Genomic DNA, 2,280 nt, shown 5'->3' with positions numbered 1-2,280 from the left:
TTATGGCAATGCCGGCCAGATCGACGAGGCCCGTGGGCTCTACGAGGCCATCGCCACCCTGGCCCGGGATCATGACGGGGAAGGCTTTCTGAGGGAGATTGCCCTGGCCAGGGCGACTTTAGCTATGACGTACTTCCTTTCCACACCACTCAACCTCGGGGGTAAGGATGAGACAATTCTGTAGCACTGCACCTCCATGACCTCTCCCGGTCCACCTTCACCATCACCGGCTTGAAATGCAGTTCCTCCGAATCGCTCACCTGCAACCGCCCGATGGCGTGGCAGATGGCCGACAGGGTGCGCTGGGCGATCTCTTCCGCCTGCCGGTTCGGATTGATCAGATTGAGCCGGTCAAAAAGTTTGCGTCCGGCCAGTGGGCCATCCAGGACATCCATTTCCATCCACAGGTACTGCCCGGAACCGGTCTTGGTGGCCCGCATTTCGCTGTTAATGATCTGCACCCGGTAGTCGCCTGGGGGCAGGGTTTCGAACGGTTGCGACGGATCCACCTGGGAGGCGTCGAAGGTTCCACCGAGTTGTGCCATTTCTCTCTCCTCATGCGGTGTGGGTGTTTTGTTTGCCCGTGAGATGCTCTTCCAGGGTGGACCACTCCATGGACATCTCCGGGGGAAGGCCGTAGCGATTTTTGGCCAGGAAGGCGGGCCGCTCCTGGGTGAACAGCCCCCGCTCGCCGGTGCCAACGGCCCGGTTGATCCGGCACACCTCGGCCCAGATCAGGGGTTCGAGCCAGTCCACCGAGTCCATGACCACGCTTTCGAAGTCGTGCTGCTCAATGAGCAGGCTGTCGAGGGCCTCCAGCACCTCGCCGAAGGTGCGGGAGATCGGAAAACTGGTGACCTGCAGCAATCCCAGGCCGTCTTCGGTCAGGATGAAAACCGGTTTTGGGGCGCAGGCCGCGAGCGTGCTTTTGCCGACTCCGGCCACGCCGTAGACCAGAATCCGGGGAGGAAGAAGCGCCTGCTGCCGGTTGAGAGAGGCGAGCGAAATGGCCATCACAAACCTCCCCGGCCCGCAGGCCGTTCGAGCTTGAAGGTCGGTTTGCCTACCTTGAGGGTTCGGGCCGCCTCGAAGAACTTCCGGATGGAGGTGGGCCAGGCGGTGTAGCGACTCTCCGGCACCCGGTAGGCGACCTCGACATAATCCGTGGGGTCTTCCCCGGACTCCTTGATTTTCCCGACCAGTTCGGCCAGCTTCTCCTGGTCCCATTCCGGCTTTTTGGGCAGGTCGGTGATGACGATGAAGGGGCCGTCGTCGAAGCGGACGATGCCGGTGGGTTTGTTTTTCTGGTTGCGGACCAGAGCGGCCCGGTCGTTGTAGCGGTGCGCGATGGCGTCGTCGATGCTGGCCTTGATCGCCTTGGCGCGGTTCAGGTGGGCGTCGGTTTCGTCCAGAAGAGTGGCCAGCGACTCGATATCGAGATCGGCCACCTGGGCAGTGGGCTGCTCCGGCAGATCGTGAATGGACAGAGTTGTGTTCATGCGCAATATTCTCCTTAAAGTTTCTTCCGGTCCCTGATGCCGCCAAGGCTGATTGAAAAGCCGGGGGTGGCGCCGCCCAAGGAGTTGCGGTGGGGGTATTTCCCGATTGGGTATTGCATTCCCCCCAAGCCCCGGTTTGTTTCGTTTCGTGCCGAAGCCGTCATGCTTGGCTTCTTACCCCTTACATACCGGCGGGATTCGGAATCTGTCGGACTTTTTTTTCGAGACCTGCCGTCTGAGGCGATTCCGGATTCTTCTGTGTCATGCTGGAGCGGTCATCCATCGCTCCATACCCCTTACATACCGGCGGGATTCGGAATCTGTCGGACTTTTTTTTCTGCTGCCTGTCTGGGTGAGGCGATTCCGGGTTTTTCCAAGAGCATCGTAGAGTCTGTGGCGCGGGATCCCCGCCGAGGCGGAAAGTTCGGAAACGGTCGTCTCCTTCAGCCGTTCGGCGATGTTGCGCAGGGAGGGGGGAAGCCGACCCAAAAGACGGGAGATATCGGTTTGCAGTTCGACGGCCTCATGCCAGGAGGATGCCTGCACATGCCATGGGGATTGGCTGTCGGAGATGGTGTCGATCCGTTCCACGCGGTTCCCATCCCCGTCCTGGATCTCCTCGTTGAGAGACAGGGTGCTGGTTGCGCTATGCCTGTCCCATCCGGTTGCCTCGCACATGGATGCCGCATGGTTCGCGACCACCCTGGCGATGAAGGTGGTGACGTCGGCCTTGGTGGCATCGAAACGGGCAAACCGTCGGTGCAGGTCGAGCATCAACTCC

Annotated in this window: 5 protein-coding genes; 1 reads left to right on the top strand and 4 read right to left on the bottom strand. The window is 60.7% G+C overall.

Annotation, left to right across the window (positions count from 1 at the left end; translation table 11 throughout):
• Nucleotides 1–184 (top strand): hypothetical protein (locus HQL56_14970; GenBank protein MBF0310822.1); only part of this gene is annotated, 184 nt, incomplete at its 5' end.
• Here the strand turns inward: HQL56_14970 and HQL56_14965 are convergent.
• The 4 genes from HQL56_14965 to HQL56_14950 all read right to left on the bottom strand — a co-directional run.
• Nucleotides 150–545, bottom strand: coding sequence for a DUF669 domain-containing protein (locus tag HQL56_14965; GenBank protein MBF0310821.1), 396 nt, complete (start codon nt 543–545; stop codon nt 150–152). The genes HQL56_14970 and HQL56_14965 overlap by 35 nt on opposite strands.
• A 10-nt stretch (nt 546–555) precedes the next feature.
• On the bottom strand, nt 556–1,014 hold the full coding sequence (locus HQL56_14960) for an AAA family ATPase (protein MBF0310820.1): 459 nt from the start codon (nt 1,012–1,014) through the stop codon (nt 556–558).
• Nucleotides 1,014–1,499 carry a hypothetical protein gene (locus HQL56_14955; protein ID MBF0310819.1) on the bottom strand — a complete coding sequence of 162 codons (486 nt, stop codon included), beginning with the start codon at nt 1,497–1,499 and terminating at the stop codon, nt 1,014–1,016. The genes HQL56_14960 and HQL56_14955 overlap by 1 nt, the downstream gene beginning before the upstream one ends.
• 261 nt (nt 1,500–1,760) lie before the next feature.
• Nucleotides 1,761–2,280 (bottom strand): sigma-70 family RNA polymerase sigma factor (locus HQL56_14950; protein ID MBF0310818.1); only part of this gene is annotated, 520 nt, incomplete at its 5' end.

It is taken from the genome of Magnetococcales bacterium, from assembly GCA_015231925.1.
Taxonomy (GTDB): domain Bacteria; phylum Pseudomonadota; class Magnetococcia; order Magnetococcales; family JADGAQ01; genus JADGAQ01.
This window is presented reverse-complemented; position numbering and strand designations above follow the sequence as displayed.